Origin of the sequence: Aliiroseovarius sediminilitoris (genome assembly GCF_900109955.1) — a bacterium.
GTDB classification, from domain to species: Bacteria; Pseudomonadota; Alphaproteobacteria; order Rhodobacterales; family Rhodobacteraceae; genus Aliiroseovarius; species Aliiroseovarius sediminilitoris.
On record NZ_FOJB01000001.1, the window covers coordinates 180,238 to 203,509 of the forward strand.

General features: G+C 59.4%; 22 protein-coding genes. 4 read left to right on the forward strand and 18 right to left on the reverse strand.

The features are described from left to right. Positions 1-28 precede the first annotated feature (28 nt). From BMY55_RS00825 to BMY55_RS00880, 12 genes are all read right to left on the reverse strand, one after another. Positions 29-556: a DUF3833 domain-containing protein gene (locus BMY55_RS00825; protein ID WP_091427443.1), complete on the reverse strand. Its 528-nt coding sequence runs from the start codon at positions 554-556 to the stop codon at positions 29-31. 69 nt (positions 557-625) lie between these two features. Beyond that, positions 626-1,753 carry a beta-ketoacyl-ACP synthase III gene (locus tag BMY55_RS00830; RefSeq protein WP_091427444.1) on the reverse strand — a complete coding sequence of 376 codons (1,128 nt, stop codon included), beginning with the start codon at positions 1,751-1,753 and terminating at the stop codon, positions 626-628. Between the two features lie 79 nt (positions 1,754-1,832). Continuing rightward, positions 1,833-2,480 (reverse strand): RluA family pseudouridine synthase, encoded by a 648-nt coding sequence (locus BMY55_RS00835; RefSeq protein ID WP_091427446.1) that lies wholly within the window; start codon positions 2,478-2,480, stop codon positions 1,833-1,835. Positions 2,481-2,518: 38 nt separating this feature from the next. Continuing rightward, positions 2,519-3,421 (reverse strand): EamA family transporter RarD, encoded by a 903-nt coding sequence (gene rarD, locus BMY55_RS00840; protein WP_091427447.1) that lies wholly within the window; start codon positions 3,419-3,421, stop codon positions 2,519-2,521. A gap of 91 nt (positions 3,422-3,512) precedes the next feature. Next, the gene (locus tag BMY55_RS00845) at positions 3,513-4,082 is read right to left on the reverse strand and encodes a GNAT family N-acetyltransferase (RefSeq protein ID WP_091427449.1); all 570 of its coding nucleotides are present in this window, start codon (positions 4,080-4,082) and stop codon (positions 3,513-3,515) included. Next, positions 4,079-6,526, reverse strand: a complete 2,448-nt coding sequence (locus BMY55_RS00850; RefSeq protein WP_407638985.1) for a GcvT family protein — start codon at positions 6,524-6,526, stop codon at positions 4,079-4,081. The genes BMY55_RS00845 and BMY55_RS00850 overlap by 4 nt, the downstream gene beginning before the upstream one ends. Before the next feature lie 88 nt (positions 6,527-6,614). Beyond that, positions 6,615-7,577, reverse strand: coding sequence for a GlxA family transcriptional regulator (locus tag BMY55_RS00855; protein WP_091427452.1), 963 nt, complete (start codon positions 7,575-7,577; stop codon positions 6,615-6,617). After that, complete coding sequence (locus BMY55_RS00860; protein ID WP_091427454.1) at positions 7,574-10,027, reverse strand: GcvT family protein; 2,454 nt, start codon at positions 10,025-10,027, stop codon at positions 7,574-7,576. Before BMY55_RS00860 ends, BMY55_RS00855 begins: the two co-directional genes overlap by 4 nt. A 24-nt stretch (positions 10,028-10,051) precedes the next feature. Next, positions 10,052-10,423 carry a GFA family protein gene (locus tag BMY55_RS00865; protein ID WP_091427456.1) on the reverse strand — a complete coding sequence of 124 codons (372 nt, stop codon included), beginning with the start codon at positions 10,421-10,423 and terminating at the stop codon, positions 10,052-10,054. Positions 10,424-10,433: 10 nt separating this feature from the next. Further along, the gene (locus BMY55_RS00870) at positions 10,434-11,006 is read right to left on the reverse strand and encodes a helix-turn-helix domain-containing protein (protein WP_091427458.1); all 573 of its coding nucleotides are present in this window, start codon (positions 11,004-11,006) and stop codon (positions 10,434-10,436) included. Positions 11,007-11,111: 105 nt separating this feature from the next. Continuing rightward, the gene (locus tag BMY55_RS00875) at positions 11,112-11,567 is read right to left on the reverse strand and encodes a GAF domain-containing protein (protein WP_091427460.1); all 456 of its coding nucleotides are present in this window, start codon (positions 11,565-11,567) and stop codon (positions 11,112-11,114) included. A gap of 60 nt (positions 11,568-11,627) precedes the next feature. After that, positions 11,628-12,806, reverse strand: a complete 1,179-nt coding sequence (locus BMY55_RS00880; protein ID WP_091427463.1) for a thiolase family protein — start codon at positions 12,804-12,806, stop codon at positions 11,628-11,630. Between the two features lie 101 nt (positions 12,807-12,907). Here BMY55_RS00880 and BMY55_RS00885 point away from each other — a divergent pair, with 101 nt between their 5' ends. From BMY55_RS00885 to BMY55_RS00895, 3 genes are all read left to right on the forward strand, one after another. Then, positions 12,908-13,255: an STAS domain-containing protein gene (locus BMY55_RS00885; RefSeq protein WP_091427465.1), complete on the forward strand. Its 348-nt coding sequence runs from the start codon at positions 12,908-12,910 to the stop codon at positions 13,253-13,255. A 67-nt stretch (positions 13,256-13,322) separates the two neighbouring features. Further along, positions 13,323-13,751, forward strand: coding sequence for an ATP-binding protein (locus tag BMY55_RS00890; RefSeq protein ID WP_177179265.1), 429 nt, complete (start codon positions 13,323-13,325; stop codon positions 13,749-13,751). A gap of 115 nt (positions 13,752-13,866) precedes the next feature. Continuing rightward, positions 13,867-15,453 (forward strand): gamma-glutamyltransferase family protein, encoded by a 1,587-nt coding sequence (locus BMY55_RS00895; RefSeq protein WP_091427470.1) that lies wholly within the window; start codon positions 13,867-13,869, stop codon positions 15,451-15,453. A gap of 7 nt (positions 15,454-15,460) precedes the next feature. Here BMY55_RS00895 and hspQ read toward each other — a convergent pair whose 3' ends face one another. Continuing rightward, positions 15,461-15,787 carry a heat shock protein HspQ gene (gene hspQ, locus BMY55_RS00900; RefSeq protein ID WP_091427472.1) on the reverse strand — a complete coding sequence of 109 codons (327 nt, stop codon included), beginning with the start codon at positions 15,785-15,787 and terminating at the stop codon, positions 15,461-15,463. A 221-nt stretch (positions 15,788-16,008) separates the two neighbouring features. Between hspQ and BMY55_RS00905 the strand changes: the two genes are divergently transcribed. After that, positions 16,009-16,587: a transglycosylase SLT domain-containing protein gene (locus tag BMY55_RS00905; protein WP_091427474.1), complete on the forward strand. Its 579-nt coding sequence runs from the start codon at positions 16,009-16,011 to the stop codon at positions 16,585-16,587. A gap of 7 nt (positions 16,588-16,594) precedes the next feature. On the opposite strand, the gene BMY55_RS00910 is transcribed toward BMY55_RS00905, so the two are convergent. The 5 genes from BMY55_RS00910 to BMY55_RS00930 form a co-directional block, all read right to left on the reverse strand. Further along, complete coding sequence (locus tag BMY55_RS00910; RefSeq protein ID WP_091427475.1) at positions 16,595-17,197, reverse strand: LolA family protein; 603 nt, start codon at positions 17,195-17,197, stop codon at positions 16,595-16,597. 104 nt (positions 17,198-17,301) lie between these two features. Further along, positions 17,302-17,649, reverse strand: coding sequence for a RidA family protein (locus BMY55_RS00915; protein WP_091427476.1), 348 nt, complete (start codon positions 17,647-17,649; stop codon positions 17,302-17,304). 60 nt (positions 17,650-17,709) lie between these two features. After that, on the reverse strand, positions 17,710-20,613 hold the full coding sequence (locus tag BMY55_RS00920) for a DNA translocase FtsK (protein ID WP_091427479.1): 2,904 nt from the start codon (positions 20,611-20,613) through the stop codon (positions 17,710-17,712). A 12-nt stretch (positions 20,614-20,625) separates the two neighbouring features. After that, positions 20,626-21,810, reverse strand: coding sequence for an aminotransferase class I/II-fold pyridoxal phosphate-dependent enzyme (locus BMY55_RS00925; protein ID WP_091427481.1), 1,185 nt, complete (start codon positions 21,808-21,810; stop codon positions 20,626-20,628). Between the two features lie 130 nt (positions 21,811-21,940). Beyond that, a complete protein-coding gene (locus tag BMY55_RS00930) occupies positions 21,941-23,269 on the reverse strand; it encodes an amidase (RefSeq protein WP_245744617.1) in 1,329 nt (442 codons plus the stop codon). Between the last annotated feature and the right edge of the window lie 3 nt (positions 23,270-23,272).

The following is a 23,272-nucleotide window of genomic DNA, read 5'->3' on the forward strand; positions in this document are numbered from 1 at the left end:
CGCCTGCGCGGGCCTTTTTCACACAAGATCAGAACTTTTCGAACACGATGATCGCTTCGCCTACTGTGACGCCGAATTTCTTCACATAGGCGCGGTTCAAGACGCGATCATCTGACAGAAGCCACATCCAGTCATCGAAATCGACACGCATGGTCTTGCCGTCCCGTCCGGGCAGGTCGATCCGGTATGTCCAGTTGAAGGTGTCTCCGCGCTCCTCGCCATTGGCCTGACCGATGACGCCGGGGGCAGTGCCCGACCACGTGCCGTCCCCCGTCTTGTTCAACGTCCAGATGCGTTGTTCGGTGCTGCCATCGGCATAAGTGAAATCTTCGACCAAGGTCAGGGTCTGCCCATCCCAAGTGCCGTTTATGGCGACCTCAAAGCGTCGCTTCACGTTGCCGAACACATCCTGGAACTGCCCATGGGCGACGGTCTTGCCCTCAAAGAACTCTTCAAGGTTCAGATTTCGAGTGCTGAGCTTGGGATCATCCAGATCAGGTGCTCCTCCGCAACCGATCAAAAGCGTAAAAGCCAAAGCAGAAAGTTTCAGTTTCATGTCGCCCTCAGCGCGTTATTACGTCAAGAGGGTTACGCTGAAAGGTCGGGCTTGGATCACTTTTCACCGTCAGGCGCGGCGCACCACCACCGACCCAACCGAATACCCCGCCCCAAACGAACAGATCACGCCCGTATCCCCCGGCGCCAGATCATCCGAGTATTTCGAGAACGCAATAATCGACCCGGCGGATGAGGTGTTGGCATAGTCTTGCAGGATGTTGGGTTGTTCGCCGTCTTCCGGTGTGCGGCCCAGAACCTTCTTGCCGATGAAATCATTCATGGTCTTGTTGGCCTGATGCAGCCACAGCCGTTTCAGGTCATCGGGCGCAACGCCTATATCGCCTATATGTTCCAGAATGTGTTTCGAGACGATGGGCAGCACCTCTTTGAACACTTTCCGCCCGTTCTGCATGAACTGCATATCGCGTCGGTCGGGCAGGTCATCCCCTGCCTCGCGTGTGCGGCGCAGGAAACCATTGTTGTTGCGGATGTTGTTGGAAAACTGCGTCAGACAGCGGGTCGACAGGATATCGAAATGGTCGCCTCTGGCGTCCTCTTTCCGTTCGATCAGGGTTGCGGTCGCCACGTCGCCGAAGATGAAATGACAATCGCGATCGCGCCATTCCAGATGGGCCGAGCAGATTTCCGGGTTCACCACCAGCGCCCGTTTGACCGAGCCTGACCGGATCATGTCCGCCGCTGCCTGTATGCCGAACGTGGCCGAGGAACAGGCGACGTTCATATCAAAAGCAAACCCGCCCGCGCCCAGCACCTCTTGGATTTCAATGGCAATCGCGGGATAGGCGCGTTCGTGGTTCGACGCGGCACAGATAATCAGGTCAACTTCGGTCGCGTTGCACCCCGCCTGCGCCAGTGCTTTCTCGCAGGCATCCACGCCCATCTCAGTCATGATGCCCGGTTCATCGTCTGATCGTTCGCGCAGTGTCGGGTGCATGATGTCCGGGTCCAGCACACCGATCTTGTCCATGACATAGCGCTGGTGGATGCCCGAGGCCGAGACAATGAAATCTTCACTGGAATGGTCGATCGGCTGAACCTCACCCGCCGTTATGGCCTCCGCGTTTTCGGTGTTCTGTTTGTCGGCATAAGCGTTAAATGCAGCGACAAGTTCAGCATTGGTGATGGTTTGTGCGGGTGTGAACACCCCGGTGCCAGAAATGACAGGCTGGATCATGTGGGACTCCTCGAAAGTTGGTCCAGTCAATCAGGAAGCACTCCTGGCGACAAGGGGAACTGACTCTGGTTCATGACCTCTAAAAGGGGCACTTTGCCTTGAAGGTCAGCCCTTTCCCCCCATCAGGGTGACGCAGGCGCAGGCTTTCGGCGTGCAACATCAGGCGCGGGGCATTGCGCGCCTGGCCGTCGGCATAGAAGGGGTCGCCCAGAATGGGGTGCCCGATTTCCTTCATGTGCACCCGCAACTGATGACTGCGCCCGGTCTGGGGAAACAAGCGCATACGCGTGGCTTGATCCTCGTATTTAAGAACCTTCCAGTCAGTGATTGCGGGTTTTCCGTTCTCGAAATCGACATGCTGCTTGGGGCGATTGGGCCAATCGACGATCAGGGGCAGATCAACCGTGCCTTCGCGTTCGGACACGCGTTCCCAGACCCGCGCGACATAGACCTTTTTGACCTGCCGCTTTTCAAATTGAAGCCCAAGATGCCGTTGGGCGTGCGAGGTCATGGCGAACACCATGATGCCGGACGTGTCCCGGTCCAGCCGATGCACCAGAAGCGCGTCCGGAAAGACCGCCTGAATGCGGGCGATCAGGCAATCCGCAAGATGCTCCCCCTTGCCCGGCACCGACAATAGTCCTGCGGGTTTGTCGACCAGAAGCAACTCGTGATCCTGGTGGACGATCACAAGCGGATCATCGGGCGGGGTGTATTCATCTGACATGGGCGCCAGATAGCCTGTGTGGCGGACGCGGGCAAGGCTCAGCGGCGGCGACGCATCCCGCGCAGCATTGACGTGGTATAGATTACCAGCGCCAGCCAGATCAGCGGAAACGCGATCCGCTTTGCGCCTTCAAACGGTTCGTCAAAGACAAACACCGCGACCAGAAAGATCATCGTCGGCGCGATGTATTGCAAAATCGCGATGGTCGACAGCCGCAAGAGCTTCGCACCATTGGCATAGAGCATCAGCGGCACAGCCGTCACCACACCGCAACCAAGCAAAAGCGCCGTGTCCAACCCGGTCAACAGGAAATGGCTTTGCCCCCGTGCCGTTAGCCAAGCCACAGCTGCCAGCGCAGGGATCAGAAGGATCAACACCTCAAGCATGAAGCCTTGATTGGGGCCGATGGGCAGGGATTTCTTGCACAGCGCGTAAAACCCCCATGTCAGCATCAGACCAACCGCCACCAAGGGCACCCGCCCCGCATCAAGCGTCAGGATCAGCACTGCAAGGAAGGCCAATGCCACCGCCAGCATCTGTGCACGGTTCATCCGTTCGCCCAGCAGAACCGTGCCAAGAAATATCGAAAAAAGCGGATTGATATAATAGCCTAATGCGGCCTCTAGTGTCTGTTCATGCGCAATCGCCCAGACGTAAATGCCCCAGTTGAGCGAAATCAGCCCGGCGGTCAGAACCGCCAGAAGCAACATACGCGGATTGGCAATCGCTTCGCGCAAGGCGCGGGTGCGGCCCGTGGCAATCAGGATGACCCCCGCCACCGGCACCGACCAGATCACACGATGCGCGACGACCTCGACCGCCGGCATATGCGCCAGTGCCTTCATGTAAAGCGGCAGGAACCCCCACAGGAAATAGGCCGACATGGCCAGTCCCAGCCCCTGCGGCGTATCCTCGTTCGTCGATCTGGTCACATCCGTCATCTCGCGCTCCTGGTCCGTCGTTTAGGCCAGTAAAGCGGAAAGCGGTAGCTCGATTTCTGTGTGCCGCGTCATAAGAAAACGTGATTAATCATCAAGTCTTGCCGGTAACGCCCTGCCGCGCCACCTTGACCCGCATCCACGCGTCGCGTTCCAGAACGAAGCAAAGCCATGGTGCCGGTGTGCCAGCGCCGATCAGATCCAACGCCGCGTCGGCCATCCGGACCGCGCCGAGCTTTGCAGTGGCTCTCTGCGACCGGGGATTGGTCGAATCAATATGAAACCAAACTCGGTCGAACGTCGCGAAAGCATGATCCAGCATCAGCGTCTTCATCTCGAAATTTGTCGCGCCGCCCCAATAGTGGTGGTTCAGAAACGTGAAGCCGATGGCGATATCTTCGGGCGCGTCGGGACCAACATAATAGCGCGAACAGCCGATCAGCGTGCCGCTGGCCTTGTCTGTCACAACACTGGCACCCCCAGCGCGCAGCAGGAAGTCGAAATAGGGGGCAAAGACCGCGGTCTTGTACCTGTCGCGCGAAGGATGGCCCGCCCAGGTTTCCGCGTCCTTGGCCGCATCAGTCAGCATCGCGCGGTCGCTTTCAAGCATCCCGCGCAAAGCGATTGTTTCGCCTTCCAAACCTGGTTGGTCGTCAAAGCTCATGCGCGCACCCGTTCCGATTTTGGGTCATACATAGGCTTCAATGATGCCTCGGCCTTGACCCGCGTGCCAGCCACGTCGATTTCATAGCTTGAGGCCAGAACATCCGCGACCGTTTCGCCTTTGCACGGCACATAGCCCATCCCGATGGCCGCTCCAAGGTGGTGCCCGTAGCCACCTGAACTCAAGTAACCGACAATCTCACCATCACGGATCAACGGTTCGTTGTGATAAAGCAGGTGGTCCGGGTCGGTTAACTTGAACTGAACCAATCGCTGCGACAGGCCCTCGTCTTTCTTGGCCAGCACCGCGTCGCGCCCGATGAAGTCCGGCTTGTCGGTCTTGACCGCGAAGCCCAACCCGGCCTCAAGCACATGGTCCTCGCAGGTGATGTCGTGGCCGAAATGGCGGAATGCCTTCTCGATCCGGCAACTGTCCATCATGTGCATCCCGCAAAGCGTCAAGCCCACGTCCTGCCCGGCTTCGAATATCGTCTCGAACGCATGAGCGGCCATGTCGGACGAGATATATATCTCCCATCCCAGCTCGCCCACGTAAGACACGCGGTGAGCGCGGGCCAGGCCCATGCCCAGCTCAATCTCTTGCGCGGTGCCGAACGGGTTTGCATCATTGCTGAAATCCGCCGGGCTGACGCGCTGCAACAGCGCACGGGAATTCGGCCCCATGACAGCCAGCACGCCCTCGCCCGCCGTCACATCGGTGATCATGACGCGGGCTTCGCCGACATGACGGCGCATCCATGACTCATCCGCCAGACGCGTGCCGGAGGGCGTGACCACCAGATAGGCGGTTTCGGACAAGCGGGTGACGGTCACATCCGCCTCGATCCCCGCGCGGGTGTTCAGGAACTGGGTATAAACAATCTTGCCGACGGGCACGGACATGTCCGCTCCGCAAACGTGATTCAAGAAGCCTTCCGCATCCGGGCCTTCGACACGGATTTTCCCGAAGGACGACATATCATACATGCCCACGTTTTCGCGCACCGCATTATGTTCGGCGGCGGCGTTGTCGAACCAGTTGGGGCGGCCCCAAGTGTATTCGTATTCGCGGGCCTGATCATCACGGGCAAACCAGTTGGCGCGCTCCCACCCAGCCGTTTCACCCATGACAGCGCCTTGATCCAGCAGGTGCCGGTGAAACGGTGTGCGCCGCACACCACGCGCGGTGGCTTTCTGGCGGAACGGGAAGTGGTCGGCATAAAGCAAACCCAATGTCTCTTTTGACCGCTCATAAAGGTAGTGCTGGTTGCCTTGGAACGGCTGCATCCGACTGATGTCGACATCGCCCAGATCGAAGGGTTTTTGCCCATCCTCCATCCACTGTGCCAACGCCATTCCGGCGCCACCCGCCGACTGGATGCCGATCGAATTGAAACCTGCGGCCACCCAGACATTGTCCATCTCGGGTGCCAAGCCAAGGTGATAGGCATCGTCCGGCGTGAAGCTTTCGGGTCCGTTGAAGAAGGTGTGAATGCCTGCCTCGGCCAGCATCGGCATCCGATTGCAGGCAGCTTCCAGGATGGGTTCGAAATGGTCGAAATCCTCGGCAAGCTGGTCAAATTCAAACGTGTCGGGAATACCGTCCATCGCCCAAGGCTTGGCATTCGGTTCAAACGCCCCGAGCAGGATTTTCCCCGCGTCTTCCTTGTAATAGGCGCATTCGTCCGGCACCCGCAGCACGGGCATCTGGGTCAGGCCCGAAATCCCCTCGGTCACGATATAGAAATGCTCGCAGGCGTGCAGCGGCACGTTCACACCGGCCATCTTGCCGACCTCGCGGCCCCACATCCCCGCGCAATTGACGATCATGTCACAGGCGATCGTCCCTTGGTCTGACCCATCGTCAGACACCCAGTTCACGCCCGTCACCTTGCGCCCATCCCGAACAACGCCTGTCACCTTTGTGCGCTCTTTGACCACCGCGCCCCGCTGTCGCGCGCCCTTCACCAAAGCCAATGCGATGTTGGCGGGATCGGCCTGCCCATCGGTGGGCAGCCAGATGCCACCTGCCACACCGTCCAGATTGATGTGCTGATAGCGCTCTTTCACCTCGGCGGGCGACAGTTCTTCACACGGAACACCAAAGGCGCGGGCCATGGCGGCGCTTCTGTAAAGCTCCTCTTTGCGCTCGTCCGTCAGCGCGACCGATACCGAACCACACTGCCGCATCCCGGTCGCAACACCTGTTTCTGCCTCGAGTCCCAGATATAAATCCGCCGAGTATTTGGCGAGCTTGGTCATGTTCGACGACGACCTTAACTGCCCGATCAGGCCCGCCGCATGCCATGTGGTGCCGGACGTCAACTGCTTTCGTTCCAGCAGAACCACATCTTTCCACCCCAGCTTGGTCAGGTGATAGGCAACGGAACACCCTATGACGCCGCCACCGATGATGACGACACGGGCATGATTGGGAAGGCTCATGATCTTTCACTCCATGTGGATCTGGTTCACGGTTGCATAATTGCAGGGACCCGAACCCATACAATCCGTCATATTTGTCGGAAATCTGTCATCCTGCCGGTGCCCGTGTTCGTCTCAACACGGTCGGCGTGATGCCGAAATGCCTTGCGAACATGGATGAGAACCCGTTGGGAAACCCGCAAGCCAGCCCAACTTCGCGCACGCTCATGGAAGTTTTCAGCAACAAAGTGTTGGCCTGGTTCAGGCGTAACTCGCGGTAATAGGCATTGGGTGTGGTTCCGAAATGCTTGCGAAACTGACGCTCCAAAGATCGTTCCGAGATGTTCAAATAGCCCACAAGCTCGGATATCCGCAGCGGCTCTTCCAGATTGGCCTGCATCAACTCGATACACTGGTCCAGTGAGCGATTGCCGCTGCGCGACATTTCCTTGCCCCCAAAAGGCTGGAGTGTGGCGGGGGTCCGGATGGTTTCATGCAGGAAGATATCCGCGACCGTCGCCACGGCGGCGGCGCTGATGTGGCCCCCAAGCATCCCCAACACCAGATCATAGGTCGCCCCCATCCCCGCGCTAGTGGTGATCTGCCCATCATCGGCGGCAAGGGCATAAGACCCCATGCCGGGCGTGCCGCGTTCATTCAAGAGCGCGCGATTTTCCCAATGGGTGGTGTGGCTCATCAACTGCTCGCCGGTTTCGGCGATATAACGGCTGGCTGCTTCCGACAGCAGAATGACGCGGGTGCCAGCCCATTGATAAGCCTTGATCTCGCGCCGCAGCGACAGGTCGGGCGCGTCAGGGTCAGAGTTGCCAAGCACGAACACGTAATCCGCCGTTGGCTTGGCCTCGTACGGCGTTGTGTCGATGGTGATGCCCGCGCGGCAGGTGATCGGACCGCCGCGTCTGGACAGCCATCGCCAGCGAAAGGTCTCTCTCGCCGTCACGCGGTTGGCGGTGCGCAACAGCTCTACGGCGGCAGTGAACTCGGTCAGGACAAAACCGTCTGCGACCAGTATATCAACCTGGATGGGTGATTTCGGCGTTTCACCTGTCACGCGCGCAAACGCTTATTGTTCGGGTCCCAAAGCGGTTGATCCGGCTGCACAACGGCATGGCACCGCTCGCCATAGATCTCGACCTCAAGCTCGGTGCCCGGCTCAGCCAGATCGGTCCGCACCATGCCCAGCGCAATCGACGCGTTGACGCGATAGCCCCAGCCGCCGGACGTGGTTTCGCCGACAATCTGACCGTCATGCCAGATGCAGGACATATAAGGCGCGTCCGCATTGCCCGCGTCGACGATCAGGGTGACGAACCGCTTTTTTGATCCGACCTTCGCTTCGGCCTTCAAAGCGACTTTGCCGGGGAAATCCTGCGGCTTGTCCAAGTTCAGGAACCGATCAAGACCAAGCTCCAACAACGAGTAGTCCGTCGACAGATCACCCTTCCAGGCCTTGTATCCCTTTTCGATTCTCAGCGCGTCCAGGGCATACATCCCGAAGGGTTTGACACCCTCGGCCAAAAGCGCGACCCAGATTGCGGGCATGGCCTCTGGGGAGGCATGGATTTCCCAGCCAAGTTCCCCTGCAAAAGACACCCGCAAAAGCGCGGCGTCCTGTCCAGCAACGCAGCCTTCGAAGCTGGCGGACAACCACGGCAAATTCAGGTCATGGCCCTCGACCAGCTTGCTTAGGATGTCGCGCGCTTTCGGTCCCGTGACCAACAGGCATTCCACGTCCTTGGTGTGATCTGTCACGGTGATGCCATCCGGCGCCTGCCGCGACAGGATCTCGGCATCGTGCCACTGGGCAACTGCTGCGGTGATCAGCCCGACCTCGTCCGGGCCGTGCACCATGACCGACATTTCCGTCAGGCACCTTCCACGCGCATCAGGGAAATAGGCAAGGCTCACACGCCCTTCATTCGGAAGGCGGGATGCGGTCAGACCGTCCACGAAATCACGCGCGCCCGGCCCTTCGACCTTCAACCGCGTGAAGCCGGTAATCGGCAACATCCCGCAATGATCGCGCACCGCCTCGCATTCTTCGCGGATGCGTGCCTCCCACGGGCCGGATCGGCCCCATGTGTGCGTGGCCTCAAGCGAAGTGTCGTCGCCGGGTTTGGCAAACCAATTCGCACGCTCCCAGCCGTTGTAGGCCCCAAAGACCGCACCTGCGTCTTGCAGGTGAGGATGCAGGGGCGACAATTTCCTGTCACGCGCGGCGGGCCATTCGTGGCGGGGGAAATGCATGGCGTATTCGTTGCCATAGACCTCCATCCCCTTCTGCACGCAGTAATCATGATCGGTGTAGTCGGTATAGCGGCGTGGATCGCAGGCCCACATATCCCATTCGGTCGCCCCGTCCACGATCCATTCGGCCAGCACCTTGCCCGCCCCGCCGCCTTGGGCGATGCCGAAGGTGAACACGCACGCCTCGAACGCGTTTTTCACGCCGGGCATGGGACCGATCAGGGGAAGTCCGTCAGGCGCATAGGGTATCGGGCCGTTGATCACGCGCGACACGCCCGCTGTGCCCAGCGCAGGGACACGCTCCATTGCATCCGTGACGATATCCTCGATCCGGTCCAGATCGTCGTTCCAAAGCTGAAAGCTGAAGTCGTCGGGCATCGGGTCGTCGTCAGTTGCCCAATGCGCCTTGCAGTTTGGCTCATAGGGTCCAAGGTTGAAGCCGTGCTTTTCCTGCCGCAGGTAATACGAGACATCCACGTCCCGCAGCAGGGGCAGCTTCTTGCCGGTTTCCTTGGTAAAGGTTTCGATCTCGGGGATTTCTTCGGACAGTAGGTATTGGTGGCTCATCACCATCATCGGCACCGTGCGCCCGCCATAGGGCTTGAACCATTCGCCCACGCGCTGGGCATAATACCCGGCGGCATTCACCACATAGTCACAGGCGATGTCGCCCTTGGGGGTGTGCACAGTCCATGTGCCATTGTCATGCTGGGTGACACCTTGTGCCGGGCAAAACCGCACGATCCTGGCCCCCATGTCCCGCGCACCTTTGGCCAAGGCTTGCGTCAGCTGCGCCGGGTCAATGTCCCCGTCATGCGGGTCGTAAAGCGCGCCGACAAGGTCATGGGTTTCCAGGAAGGGATAGCGTGCCCTGGTTTCCTCGGGTGTCAGGATCTCGATATCCATGCCCTGATAACGACCCATGCTGGCAGCGCGCTGAAACTCCTGCATCCGCTCTTTCGAATGGGCCAGCCGCAGCGATCCGGTGACGTGATAGTTCATCGGATAGTCAACCTCGTCCCCCAGTCGCGCATAGAGCTCGGTCGAATAGCGCTGCATGTTCATCACCGCCCACGAGGTCGAGAAGGTTGGAACATTCCCTGCCGCGTGCCATGTGGACCCGGCAGTCAACTCGTTCTTTTCCAGCAGAACGCAGTCGCTCCAACCTTTCTTGGCAAGGTGATAAAGCGACGAGGCACCGACGACACCGCCGCCGATGACGACAACGCGGGCTTTCTTCGGGAAATCGGGCATGAAAGTCTCCAACTGTTCGGGTTTCTATGCGCTTTGCGGCACGCCGTCGGTGATGTCGTAATAGTCACCCTTGTCGGCAACAAAGATGTGCTTTTCGAGCGTCAGACCCGTCGGGCCGTCCGCGGCGCCCAGCGAAAAACTGATCGTGTTCTCATCATTGGCTTTCCAGAACAGGAACGATCCGCAGGTCGGGCAACTGCCCCGTTTGGCAGTTTCGCTTGACGTAAACCAGTTGACCTCGCCTTCGATGTGCAGATCGCGTTCGGGCACATAGGCGGATGACCATACGCCACCGGATTGTTTGCGACACTGGCTGCAATGACACATCGACACGCCCTTCGGCGGAGACATGGTCTCAAACCGGATCGCGCCACACAGGCAACTTCCCTTCAGCATTGCACTCTCCTTAATACACCGGCGGGGCAATCACCCAGATTGCGATGGCCGGTTCGTCATAGGGGTTGGCCCATTCATGCAGTTCGTTCCGGATGCGAAAGCTGTCGCCCTGCGCCACGGTGAAACGACGGCCCCCGATGGTCAGATCAAGTTTGCCGGACACCATGTAACCCAGTTCCTGCGTGGGCCTCAGCGCCGGGGTCTGCATTTTCGAGCGGGGTGTGAAGGTGGAATGCACCACCTCGAAATCATCGGTCAGGTCGGGGGACAACAGTTCCTCGATCAACCCTTCGTCACGCGACCCCATCGGACGGCGCGCACCGGCGCGCACGACGTATCCCTGCTCATCCACCGGGGCCGAGGCATGGGCAAACAGAAGTGACATCGGCACGCCCAGCGACTGCGCCACCGCGCGCAGGTCGGAAATCGACGGATCGGACATGTCCCGCTCTACCTGGCTCAGCCAGCCAACGGACCGATCCAGCGCACCGGCCAGATCACTCAGCGTCAGCCCACGCGACTTGCGCAACGCGCGGATATCCGCGCCAAGGCTTCGGGTTGTAACGGGGTCACTGTGCAACATCCTGTCCGCGCCTGCTCCGCCATGAAACTTTACGTGAAATTTTCACGTCTTTTTTCACGGTGCGGCAAATGGATGATTCGACGCAAGCGAAATTGTCAGTCGCGGTCAGGTTGCGAATGTGGATTTCAGGATGGCCGACAGGTGATCGGCATCGTCTTGGGTGAATGCGTCGGGCTTGTCGCTGTCAACGTCAAATACCGCAATCAGATCGCCCGCGCGGTTCCAGACCGGCAGGACAAGCTCGGACCGCGTCGATGATGCACACGCGATGTGGCCGGGGAAAGCATCGACATCCGGCACCAACTGCACGTCACCCGTGCGCGCCGCAGCCCCGCACACCCCGCGCGAGAACGGGATTTGCAAGCAGCCATGCCCGCCCTGATACGGGCCTATTTTCAGAAGCTCAGGCTCCGTCACGCGGTAAAAACCTGTCCAATCAAAACGATCATCAGAATGATGCACTTCACAGGCCAGTGTGGCCATCAGGGCGACCTCGTCACGCTCGCCTTCGGTCAGCGATGCGATCACCTGGGCAAGCTCGGAATAGTTGACATGCGCCATGGGGCCTCCGATGCGAACGGGGGCGCATGTCCCGCGCCCCCTTGGTTTCCAGACGTTGGTTCAGACGCGTTCGATCGCGATGGCGGTGCCTTCACCCCCACCGATACAGATCGCCGCCACACCGCGTTTCAATCCGCGCTTTTCCAGCGCGTTCAGCAGTGTGACAATAATCCGCGCGCCAGAAGCACCAATCGGGTGGCCCAGCGCGCAGGCCCCGCCATTCACGTTTACCTTGTCGCGCGGCAGACCGAACTCATGCATGAATGCCATCGGCACCACGGCGAAGGCCTCGTTCACCTCCCACAGATCCACATCGTCCGTTGTCCATCCCAGCCGGTCCAGCAGCTTTTGCGCGGCGGGGACAGGAGCGGTCGGGAACAGGTTGGGTTCCTGCGCGTGGCTGGTATGGCCCAGAATACGCGCGCGGATCTTCAGGCCGTTGGCCTTGGCGGCATCTTCAGACGCGACAACCAATGCCGCTGCGCCATCCGAAATGGAGGAACTGTTAGCAGGCGTCACCGTCCCATCCTTGCGGAAGGCCGGTTTCAGTGTCGGGATCTTTTCGGGCAGCGCTTTGCCGGGCTGCTCATCTTCGGCCACCACAACGTCGCCCTTGCGGGTTTTGATCGTCACGGGAGTAATTTCGCCTTCGAACGCCCCGGATTTCTGGGCGTCGAGCGCATTGGATAGCGATTTCAACGCGTATTCATCCTGCGCCTCGCGGGTGAACTGGAAGGCTTCGGCGCAGTCTTCGGCAAAGGTGCCCATCAGGCGCCCCTTGTCATAGGCATCCTCAAGCCCGTCCAGAAACATATGGTCGATGACGGCACCATGGCCAATGCGTGCACCGCTGCGCATTTTCGGCAACAGATAGGGCGCTTCGGTCATGCTTTCCATACCGCCCGCCACCATGATGTCGGTGCCACCCAGTGCGACCTGATCAAAGGCGATCATCGTTGCTTTCATGCCCGATCCACACATCTTGTTCAGCGTGGTCGCCGGCACTTCTTTGCCCAGTCCGGCAGCAAAACCTGCCTGACGTGCCGGTGCCTGACCCTGACCTGCTGGCAGAACGCAGCCCATCAATACTTCCTGAATCCGAGTGGCCGAGGCACCGGCATCATCCAACGCGGCCTTGATGGCAGCGCCCCCCAGCTCTGCGGCTGCAACACCTGTGAAAGCGCCCTGAAACCCGGCCATCGGCGTGCGCGCGGCACCTGCGATTACGACATTCTTCATCGTCCACTCCATCCCATATGCAAATTCCTGACCACGCTTACCGAATGGTAACGATCGCCGTCTAGACTGTAGTTCTACCAATCTCGGGAAGGAGAATACAGTTGGAACTTGCTCATATTGACACCGCCGGGACGCGGGTGATCACTGTTGGCGAACATAGGATCGACGCCGCCATTGCCATCAGCTTCAAGGATCGCATGCGCGAACTGACCGATGGCGGCCCGGCCCGCATCGTCGTGGACATGGCGCAGGTCGATTTCATCGATTCCAGTGGGCTTGGCGCAATCGTCGCAGCAATGAAGCAGGTCGGTCCGTCCAAATCGTTTGAATTGGCCAGCCTGTCCGGTACGGTGCAGAAGGTGTTCAAACTGACCCGCATGGATACCGTGTTCACGATCCACGCCAATATTGATACCGCTTTGGCCGGCCCGGTCGCAGATGTCGGCTGAGACGCTTTGCTTCATGGGGCGAGCAAATCACCGGCATAAATCGGCGCTTTCGCCAGAAACGGACGAGATGAGACTTGTTTTTCCGGCCCGTCCGATGGCCGTGCGTCGGGCGCTTCAGGCGTCGATGACCGGTCTTTCCCGCCTCAACCTGACGGCAGACGAACGCGGCGTTATCGAGATTGTATTGGCCGAAGTTTTGAACAACGTGGTGGAACACGCTTATGACCATCACAAGGACGGCGTCATCGAATTACAGGTAAGGCGAATGCAGGACAGTCTGAGCTTCACGGTTCTTGACGACGGTGTTCCCCTGCCAAAAGGCAACCTGCCGGAGCACACCAGAAACAAGCTGGATGGCCCGGTCGAAGAGCTTCCGGAAGGTGGCTTTGGCTGGTCACTGATCCAGGATCTGACACGGGATCTGCACTATGTTCGCAGCGATGTCAGGAACAGGCTGGATTTTACCATTGTCCTTGCCGACACGCGGATAAGCTGACTTCTCAGGAGTTTGGCATGGATCGCCGCCATATCGACGCAAAGGCCGCCAAACCGCGTCTTGGCAAGGGTTGCATCACCTCATAGTCTGCGCAAAAGCGAAGCTGAGAGGTTCCATGCGAGACTTCCACCTGCCCGGACGGTCGTCCGTCTTTACTACAAACGGTATGTGCGCCACGTCCCACCCCCTTGCGGCGCAGGTTGCCGTGAGCGTTCTGAAATCCGGCGGAAATGCCGTCGATGCCGCGATCGCTGCCGGGGTGCTGCTGGGCATCTGCGAACCGCAGATGACCGGCATCGGGGGGGATTGTTTCGTCCTGCTGGATGCGCCGGGACAGAAAGACATAATCGCCTTGAACGGATCAGGGCGCGCACCGGGCGGATTTTCCGCAGAGGCCTTGCGCGATCGTGGCTTGGCGCAGATCCCGGAACGTTCGGTTCATGCGGTGACGATCCCCGGCGCGGTGGACGCCTTTTGCACCCTGTCAAATGACTGGGGCCGCCTGTCGCTTGCCGAAACGCTTGCCCCGGCCATCCATTATGCCGAAACAGGCGTACCCGTCGCCCCCCGGGTCGCGATGGATTGGAAGATCGCGGACCGCGATGCGCGTCTTTCCGGCGTCGCACGCGATTTCTATCTTCAGAATGGATCCGCACCACAAGCGGGCGACGTCTTCCGCGCGCCGATGCAGGCCAAAGCACTCCGCGCCATCGCCCAGCACGGGCGCGCCGGTTTCTATGAAGGCGAGGTGGCCAGGGATATGGTTGCCAGCCTCACCGCCTTGGGCGGCACACACAACATGAAGGATTTCGCAAAGACACACGCGTTCTATACCGATCCGATTTCCGGCACCTACAAGGATGTTGACCTGGTCGAACATCCACCAAACGGACAGGGGGCCACGGCCATCCTTTTGGCAAATATCCTGTCTCATTTTGACCTTGCCACGCTTGATCCGTTCGGAGCCGACCGCGCTCATATCGAAGCCGAAGCCACCAAGCTGGCCTATGACGCCCGCAACCGGATCATCGCCGACCCGGATGAGACCACACGGCTGGACCACATGCTGTCACATTCCACCGCCGAAAAGCTGGCGGCGCTGATCGACCCGCGCAAGGCGATGCCTTCTGCGACCCGACTTTGCGAAGCCGTGCACCGCGATACGGTCTATCTGACCGTCGTCGATAAGGACCGAATGTCGGTTTCGCTGATCTATTCGATCTTCCATTCCTTCGGGTCCGGGTTTGCATCGGAAAAGTTTGGCATTCTGTTTCAGAACCGCGGCGCGGGTTTCAACCTGAAAGAAGGCCACCCGAATGAAGCTGGCGGCAACAAGCGCCCGATGCACACGATCATTCCCGGAATGCTGCGCGAAGGCGGCGCGGTGACGATGCCCTTTGGCGTGATGGGTGGGGCGTATCAACCGAACGGTCATGTGCGCTTTCTAAGCAATATGGTAGATTTCGGGATGGACGCCCAAACCGCCATCGACGCCCCCCGCAGCTTTGCAGACCAAGGTGTTTTGAAATTGGAACGCGGCTATGGCCCCGATGTTCGGAAGCAATTGGCTGATATGGGGCACGAGATCGCTCTCTCTGATACACCGATTGGGGGCGCACAGGCCATTCGCATTGATCATACGCGCGGCATCCTGATCGGGGCATCTGATCCCCGCAAGGACGGTTGTGCGATCGGATATTGACGCGCTATCAGTTCAATTGAACGTGCAGCGGGTACTGGCCGTCTTCCAGATCTCCGAAAAATTCGGGCACATCGGGGTGGCCAACAGGTTCGCCGGAATAGTCTGCAACCAGATTTTGCTCGGACACATAAGCAACATAGTAGCTTTGGTCATTTTCAGCGAGCAGGTGATAAAACGGCTGATCTTTCTGGGGGCGGCTGTCCTCGGGGATGGCATCATACCATTCCTCGGTGTTCGAAAACATGGCATCCACGTCAAACACGACTCCCCGGAAGGGGTGCTTCCGGTGACGGACAATCTGTCCGAGAGAATATTTGGCGCGCGTCTTTAACATATATTAAAGCTCCTAGTTTCGTAATTAGCGCCTCTGGGGGGTATTTGTCCATGGAAGCGGGGCCAGTTTCTACGAAACAGATTGTGTAGTGGTCTGCGGCGCCATTTTACGGAGACGCGTGCGCGGGTCGCTGCTGGTCGCAAAATTTTTGACAATCTTGGAATTCCCAGCCTCGACAGTTTCGGCTATAGTTCTAAAAAACAAAAGATTGCGAGAGGCAGATGAGCAGACTTCTTCGCACGGCATTGATATTGGTTTTCCTGGCGTCATGTGGAGGTGACTCCAAGGCGCCGCGAAATCTGAACAATGCGTGCAGCATTATCGAGCAACGCCCGAAAATCTATCGGGCGATGAAACAAGCTGAGCGGAAATGGAAAGTTCCGGTGCCGGTTCAGATGGCGATGATCTATCAGGAATCGAAATTTATCCGGGACGCGCGCACCCCGATGAAATACACGCTCGGCGTGTTGCCCATGGGGCGTCAAAGTTCTGCCTATGGATATGCCCAGGTTCTGGATGCGACGTGGAAAGAATACCAACGCGATGAAGGCGGTCGCGGTGCGCGGCGCACTGACATCAAGGACGCCACAGATTTCATGGGCTGGTACATGAATGAAACGCGCGCCAAGACGGGAATCCCCCTGACCGACGCGCGTAATCAATATCTGGCCTATCACGAAGGGCGTGCAGGGTATTTGCGTGGCAGCCACAATTCGAAATCATGGCTGCTTCGGATCGCGTCCGAGGTGCAAGCCCGTGCCATTCTGTATCAGTACCAACTGGCAAGCTGTCGACGCTGAACTGACCTTAACGTGCTCGCTGCTGGATCGCTGCTGTAATGGAAAACAGCGAGCTTCGCAGCGGCGCGCCTTTCGTCAATTCACCCAGCAAGACGGTGGTTTTAGACCCGGCGTTGTCGGTGATGATCCACTGGCGCAACTCTGTCGGGTTTGCGGTGAACTTCAACTCGATCGTCCCGATCTCGGGGTTCTGCGGGTCTTGCGCCAGCACCGTGGTCGCTGTGCCGTCATACCCATGCCCAATCACCGTCTTCGCCTGATTCAGGTTCACGTTGCGCGCAAGGATCAGGTTCAGCGGCGTGCGGTTCAGCGGGTATTGCTGCGGCCCGGCATTGGATTTGCCGTCAAAGATCGCGACTTGTGATCCCCCCGCCACGACCAGCGCATCCGTTGGCGGGTTATATTCAAACCGCGCCCGCCCCGGACGTTTCAGGTAAATCGTCCCGGTCGAGATCGTGCCGTCATCGTTAATCTGCGTAAACGACGCTTTGGCGGTGTCCAGCCCGTTCAGATATTGCGAGATCGCGTTCAGCGAAAGCTTTTCAGCCATCGCTGGCGCTGCACTCAGGGCCACCGCCGCGGCGGCAATTGTCATTCGAAAAGGAGTCATTCATCCTGCCTTTGCTGATCGGGCACACTCTATCCCGTTACATATGGGAAGATTAAGTCCGATCAGAAGATGATAGGCGATAACACGCCGCTCAATTCAAGGTGTTATTGCGCGACCGCGGCGGTCACGATGACCTCGACCTTGTAACCCGGTGTGGCCAGATCGGCGGATCCGGTGGCGCGGGCGGGCGCGTGACCCTTCGGCACCCAAGCATCCCATACCTCGTTCATCGCGGCGAAATCCTTCATATCTGCCAGCCAGATCACCGCCTGAAGCATGTGTTTCGTGGACGACCCCGCTTCGTTCAGCAGATTTTCAACACGGGCCAGACATTCGCGCGTCTGTTCGGCAACGCTGTCACCTGCATTACCGACCTGGCCTGCCAGATAGATCACGCCTTTATGGGTCACACTCTGGCTCATCCGGTCGGTCGTATGGCGTCGTTGAATCATCTTTTGCCCCAATGCTGCTGTTGGTTGACCGCGCACCCGCCCATGCGGGTGCGGCGGTTCTTATTGTTCCGGGATCAAAATCTCGCGCTTGCCCACATGGTTGGACGCAGACACCAGACCTTCGTCTTCCATCTGTTCGACCAAGCGCGCGGCCTTGTTATAACCGATGCCAAGTTTGCGCTGGATATACGAGGTCGAGCATTTGCGGTCTTTGATCACAATTGCCACAGCCTGATCGTATTGCGCGTCTTCACCCGTGGTGTTGCCGCCAGTGTTCAGACCCAGAACCGCGTCGATATTGTCGGCTTTGTCATCCGGCGGGCCTTCAACCACGCCACCCACATATTCGGGTGCGCCAAAGCCTTTCAGGTAGGTGACAATCTCTTCCACCTCCTCATCCGACACGAACGGGCCGTGAACGCGGGTGATCTTCGATCCGCCCGCCATGTAAAGCATGTCGCCCATGCCCAGAAGCTGCTCGGCGCCCTGTTCGCCCAGAATGGTGCGGCTGTCGATTTTCGACGTCACCTGAAACGAGATACGGGTGGGGAAGTTCGCCTTGATCGTGCCGGTGATCACGTCCACTGATGGACGTTGCGTTGCCATGATCAAATGAATGCCCGATGCCCGTGCCATCTGCGCGAGACGTTGGATACACGCCTCGATTTCCTTGCCCGCGACCATCATCAGATCGGCCATCTCGTCCACGACCACCACGATATAGGGCAGTTTCTCGGGCGCAAATTCCTCGGTCTCGAAAATCGGTTCACCGGTATCGTCGTCGAAACCTGTCTGCACGGTGCGCTCGAACATCTCGCCCTTGGCAAGAGTGTCAGCGACACGGCCGTTATAGCCTTCAATGTTCCGAACCCCCATCTTGGACATCTTGCGATAGCGGTCCTCCATCTCGCCCACGACCCATTTCAGGGCGACGACCGCCTTCTTCGGATCGGTCACAACCGGAGACAGAAGGTGCGGGATGCCGTCATAGACGCTGAGCTCCAGCATCTTCGGATCGATCATGATCATCCGGCAGTCTTCCGGTGTCAGACGATACAGAAGCGACAGGATCATCGTGTTGATCGCCACGGATTTACCCGACCCGGTCGTCCCTGCGATCAACAGGTGAGGCATCTTGGCCAGGTTCGCGACGATCGGATCGCCGCCAATGTCCTTGCCCAGCGCCAGCGGCAAGCCGTGATTGCCATCGCCAAAATCCCGGGTCGACAGGATTTCGCGGAACGACACCATTTCACGCTTTTCGTTGGGCAATTCGATCCCGATCACGGACCGGCCCGGCACGGTCGAGACACGGGCCGACAAAGCCGCCATCGAGCGGGCGATGTCGTCGGCCAAACCAATCACGCGACTGGCTTTCAAACCGGGTGCGGGTTCCAGTTCATACATGGTGACAACGGGGCCGGGACGCACGGAAACGATCTCGCCTTTCACACCGTAGTCATCCAGCACCGTTTCCAACATCCGCGCATTTTCTTCCAGAGCTTCGTCCGACAGGTGGTGACGCTCGATCGTGATCGGATTCGCCAAGAGGTTCAGCGGCGGAAGCTCATACCCCGGATGGGTTTCTTCGAAGCTCAGCGACGGTTGCGCCTCGGCTTTCGCGCGGGCCGATGGCTGCACGGGCTTGGGCGCAGGATGTTGAACGACCTTCTTGGCAGGTTGCGACAGCCCGGCATGTGGCGGGGTGTAAACACGCGGCTCGGACGCGGCGGCATCTGGGGCCATCAGGTCTTCGACAACCATATCGTCGTCCTCGATCATGTCGGGTGCAGGCACGATCCGAGCCTGAGCCGGTGCCTGATGGGAATCCGCCGGCGGCACCACATTCAGGATCATCGGGTCGGGGCTGCGACGATGGCGGGCAACGGCGCGCGCAAGCGGCGGTTCAGCCCGTGTTGGATCGCCAAAAGCTGGTTGATGCGTCCGGTTTTTCAGGGCCGATGCAATCTTGGCCCGGATGCGATCCTCGCCACCCAAGCCCTCGGGGATATCGCCATCAAAGGTGGGTTGCTCCACCAGTTCCGGTTCAAGGGTCCGGCGGAACAGGGCGTTCAAAAGTCCCGGCTTGGCTGGTGTGGGGGCAGGTTCTTCAATCCCCTCGCCATAGGTCGCCGAGGCACCGCGCAACGGCGGCTCGGGTCGCATCACGCGGGCGGCGCGCAGGGGTGGCGGCGCGGTGAACTCTTCGTCATAGGCCTCATCTGCCTTGACTTGTGCAAAACGTTCCTCTTTGCGGGCCGCTTGTCGTGCTTGCATTTGGCGGGCTGTTGCCGCCGCCCCTTGGGCCGCGCCCTTGGCACCCTTGCCCAGCAAGGATACGACGGCCGCATAGCTCATCACGACGCCGACCATCAGAAAATGGCCGAAGCGTTGCATTTCGAACCGGTCCGCACCGATCACGAACAGAACGGCAACCAAGGCAGCGATGGCCGATACAACAGACATCACTTTCAGGCCCAACCCAGCACTCACTGGCAGCCCTGCCAGCAAAGCGCCCAACACGGTATCACCGAACAGACCGCCCAACCCAAAGGAATGCGTCCAGCCCGCACCCGGCACCAAAGTCGAAGCATAGATCGAACACAGCGCCACCGCGATGGGGGCAAAAATCATCCGCCCAAAAACGCGGTCCTGACCGACATGGAAGGTTAGGCGCAGCCCCCAAACGGCAAGGATCAGCGAAAGGGACCATGCGCCCAGCCCGGAAATGACCGCCAACGGCGAAGCGATGAAGGCACCGACCCGCCCCAATGCGTTCTGCGCGGGCGTATCTGTGGCCGACATCCAACCGGGATCTTCGGGCGAATAGCTGCCAAGGATCAGCGCCAAAATGACCCCAAGGGCAATCAGCCCCAGCCCCAGAAGCTCTTTCCCACGTCGTTCGATCACAGCCTGCGTGTTGCTGTCAAAGATGGGATCCCGTTGTTTCGCCTGATACGCCATACCACCACGTCCTTACGTAAAGAGACAGTCACGGATCTTAATCAACCCGCTCTGCATTTCTTGTTTTGGGGCCACCATGGCGACCCGTATATACCCCTTGCCGGGGTTTTGATTGCTCACATCCCGCGACAGATACGCACCGGGCAGAACCCGCACGCCTGTTTCGGTCCAAAGTTTCATGGCTGCTGCTTCGCCGTCCTCGACGGGCAGCCACAAGAAAAAACCGGCCTCTGGCCCCTGATAGTCTTCGACGCCTGCAAAAACCTCGTCCGCCAGCGCGTATTTCTCCTGATAGAGCGCGCGGTTGTCGGCCACATGCGCCTCGTCCGCCCAAGCGCGTTCCGCCACCCGTTGCAGGGGCAGCGGCAACGGCGCACCCGCATAAGCGCGCAACTGGCGCACCCGATGGATGCTTTCCGGTCCGCCAGCAACAAACCCCGACCGAAGGCCGGGCAGGTTCGACCGCTTTGACAGCGAGTGGAACACCACCACGCGGTCCGTGTCGGCACCGCCTTCGCGGGCCACCTCGAGCGCGCCCGGAGGCGGTGTGTCGCGATAGATCTCCGAATAACATTCGTCCGCGAAAATCTGAAAATCGTATTTCTCGGCCAAGGCGATCAGGTTCGCCCAGTAATCCCGATCCGCCACAGCGCCCTGCGGGTTTGTGGGCGAGCAGATATAAGCAATTTCGGTCCGGTTCAGGATGTCGGGCGACAACTGGGAATAGTCCGGCAGGAACCCGGTTGCAGCCGATGTGGGCAGGAACACCGCGTCCGCCCCAACTGTTGCCGCCGCTACCGCATAAACCTGATAAAACGGGTTGGGGATCAGCACCACAGGCCGTTCACCGCGCGCCGTTCGCTCTGGGCAAAGCGCCAGAAGCGCGTTGAACAACCCCTCACGCGTGCCGTTCAACGCCATAACCTGCGTGGCGGGATCGATCTGCACACCGTAGCGTCGCCGAAGCCAGTCGCTGATTGACTGCAACAGTTCGGTCGATCCATCGTTCGGTGGATATTTTCCAAATTCTTGAACATGTTGGGCAATCACCTGCGGCACCCATTCAGGGAATGGATGTTTCGGCTCGCCAATCGTCATATCCATGACTTCGCCGCCCGGTCTATGGGCGTCAAGAAGGCTCCGCAGGCGCGGAAATGCATATTCGGGCAAGCTGGAATACCGCTCGGGAAACGTCATTGGAACGTCACTATACTGCCTCAAATCTCGGGATCATTTCGCCCCGTTTGATCCAAGGATAGCCCGCAATCAACGGCGGGTCCAGAAAAAGGCCGCAATTTTCGATGGTTGAGGGTGTCGGTTGTGGCTTTTAGGCCAACACGGCTTCCGCAGCCGCCCCCAGACGCAACAATCGCTCCTCGGCCATTGGCGCACCCATCAACATGATCCCGGTCGAAGGCAAGCCGGTGGGCAGGTTCAGGCCGCATGACCCCATAAGGTTGCCTATGCGCGTGTTGCGCAGCGCCCACAGGTTTTCCTCGACATAATAGTCGTGATCGTCCATCAGCCGCGAGACAATGGGCGGCATGATCGGAGAGGTCGGCAGCACCACAGCGTCATACCCGGCAATCGCGGCGTGATACTCATCCCTGATCTGATCCAGCCGTTGCCAGGCCCGGACATAGTCTGCCCCGCGAAACTGACCCCCCGCGCGGAACCGTTCCAGGATTTCGACGAACATCAGATCCGGGCGCGCTTCAATCTCGTCCTGCCATGTCGCATAGGCTTCGGTTGTAAACAGAACGCCGGACATGGCCAATGCTTCGTCCACAATGGCTGAATGGGCGCGCCGGATCACAGCGCCGCCGTCCATCAACCGCCCGATGGCGCTTTCGAATCCGGCTTTCGGTTCGCTGCGCGCACCTTCCAGCCCGTTTTCCAAAACCAGAAGGCGCGTGCCTTTCAGGCTGGCCCCACGCAGATCTGCAGCCGCGCCGCCCTCCAGCACTGCAAGCATCAGGGCGGCGTCTTCCACCGTGCGGCACAGCGGCCCAACCGTGTCGAACCGTGCGGCCAATGGCACAACCCCCTTGGACGACACCCGACCAGAGGTGGTTTTCAACCCCACAAGATCATTCCACGCCGCTGGAATGCGCACCGATCCGCCGGTGTCAGACCCGACAGCCCCCGCCGCCAGACCAAACGCCACCGACGTCGCCGCCCCCGAACTGGATCCACCCGACACCGCGTCATAGTCGTTCACACAAGGGCTGGTCGCCGTCACAGGGTTCAACCCAAGGCCCGAAAAGGCCAGTTCGCTCATATGCGTTTTGCCAAGGCAGACAAGCCCCTGCGCGGTCGCATTGTGCAGCACTTCGGCATCGCGGTCCGGCACCCGGTCCTTCAAGAGAGCCGATCCCGCTTCGGTCGCGACACCGGCTGTATCAAACAGGTCTTTCCAACTGATCGGCACGCCGTCCAGCAAGCCTAAACGATGCCCGGATGCCGCACGTTTGGACGCCGCTGCCGCTTCGGTCAGTGCGCGGGATTCGGTAAGCCGCGCATAGATGCGATCCTGAAACTTGTGCGCCTTGATGGCGTCCAGAAAGGTTTCGGTCAGGGCAACAGGGTCAATGTCGCCTGCACCGATTCCCCGACCCAGATCGCCCATGCTCATGGTCAGCCACTGGTTGCTCATCAA

Bases quoted from the DNA above. Each gene is read 5' to 3' on its own strand.
- BMY55_RS00890 (WP_177179265.1), top strand. From the start codon at position 13,323: ATGAGACTTGTTTTTCCGGCCCGTCCGATGGCCGTGCGTCGGGCGCTT.
- BMY55_RS00845 (WP_091427449.1), bottom strand. From the start codon at position 4,082: ATGAGCTTTGACGACCAACCAGGTTTGGAAGGCGAAACAATCGCTTTG.
- BMY55_RS00835 (WP_091427446.1), bottom strand. From the start codon at position 2,480: ATGTCAGATGAATACACCCCGCCCGATGATCCGCTTGTGATCGTCCAC.
- BMY55_RS00860 (WP_091427454.1), bottom strand. From the start codon at position 10,027: ATGCCCGATTTCCCGAAGAAAGCCCGCGTTGTCGTCATCGGCGGCGGT.
- BMY55_RS00880 (WP_091427463.1), bottom strand. From the start codon at position 12,806: ATGAAGAATGTCGTAATCGCAGGTGCCGCGCGCACGCCGATGGCCGGG.
- BMY55_RS00920 (WP_091427479.1), bottom strand. From the start codon at position 20,613: ATGGCGTATCAGGCGAAACAACGGGATCCCATCTTTGACAGCAACACG.
- BMY55_RS00895 (WP_091427470.1), top strand. From the start codon at position 13,867: ATGCGAGACTTCCACCTGCCCGGACGGTCGTCCGTCTTTACTACAAAC.
- BMY55_RS00865 (WP_091427456.1), bottom strand. From the start codon at position 10,423: ATGCTGAAGGGAAGTTGCCTGTGTGGCGCGATCCGGTTTGAGACCATG.
- BMY55_RS00910 (WP_091427475.1), bottom strand. From the start codon at position 17,197: ATGACTCCTTTTCGAATGACAATTGCCGCCGCGGCGGTGGCCCTGAGT.
- BMY55_RS00930 (WP_245744617.1), bottom strand. From the start codon at position 23,269: ATGAGCAACCAGTGGCTGACCATGAGCATGGGCGATCTGGGTCGGGGA.
- BMY55_RS00875 (WP_091427460.1), bottom strand. From the start codon at position 11,567: ATGGCGCATGTCAACTATTCCGAGCTTGCCCAGGTGATCGCATCGCTG.
- BMY55_RS00870 (WP_091427458.1), bottom strand. From the start codon at position 11,006: ATGTTGCACAGTGACCCCGTTACAACCCGAAGCCTTGGCGCGGATATC.
- BMY55_RS00825 (WP_091427443.1), bottom strand. From the start codon at position 556: ATGAAACTGAAACTTTCTGCTTTGGCTTTTACGCTTTTGATCGGTTGC.
- rarD (WP_091427447.1), bottom strand. From the start codon at position 3,421: ATGACGGATGTGACCAGATCGACGAACGAGGATACGCCGCAGGGGCTG.
- BMY55_RS00830 (WP_091427444.1), bottom strand. From the start codon at position 1,753: ATGATCCAGCCTGTCATTTCTGGCACCGGGGTGTTCACACCCGCACAA.
- BMY55_RS00850 (WP_407638985.1), bottom strand. From the start codon at position 6,526: ATGAGCCTTCCCAATCATGCCCGTGTCGTCATCATCGGTGGCGGCGTC.
- BMY55_RS00905 (WP_091427474.1), top strand. From the start codon at position 16,009: ATGAGCAGACTTCTTCGCACGGCATTGATATTGGTTTTCCTGGCGTCA.
- BMY55_RS00925 (WP_091427481.1), bottom strand. From the start codon at position 21,810: ATGACGTTTCCCGAGCGGTATTCCAGCTTGCCCGAATATGCATTTCCG.
- hspQ (WP_091427472.1), bottom strand. From the start codon at position 15,787: ATGTTAAAGACGCGCGCCAAATATTCTCTCGGACAGATTGTCCGTCAC.
- BMY55_RS00915 (WP_091427476.1), bottom strand. From the start codon at position 17,649: ATGATTCAACGACGCCATACGACCGACCGGATGAGCCAGAGTGTGACC.